1 protein-coding gene is annotated in these 337 nt (G+C 59.3%); it reads right to left on the bottom strand.

The window, feature by feature from the left end; all coding sequences use genetic code 11:
- Positions 1-337 (bottom strand): transposase (locus tag AC6H42_RS20400; protein ID WP_497548816.1); only part of this gene is annotated, 337 nt, incomplete at both ends.

The following is a 337-nucleotide window of genomic DNA, read 5'->3' as shown; positions in this document are numbered from 1 at the left end:
TCTTGACGATCTTACGCAGTTGCATGTGCAGGCTTTCAATGGCGTTGGTCGTATAAATCACGGTACGCACCTCCGGCGGGTAGGCAAAGAATGGGATTACCTGCCCCCACTGGCGCTTCCACATGGCCGCCACGGTCGGGAATTTGGTGCCCCAAGGGCCGGCCGCAAAGTCGTCCAGCGCCGCAGCCGCCACCTCGGCGTTAATGGCCTGGTAGACGGGTTTTAGCGAGGCAGCGAGCTCTTTGCGGTCCTTCCACGACGCCAGTACCAGGGAGTTACGGATCAAATGGACGATACAGGTTTGGATCTGCGCTTGCGGGTAGACTGCTTCGATCGC

It is taken from the genome of Massilia sp. NBRC 108631, assembly GCF_059704565.1.
This window is presented reverse-complemented; position numbering and strand designations above follow the sequence as displayed.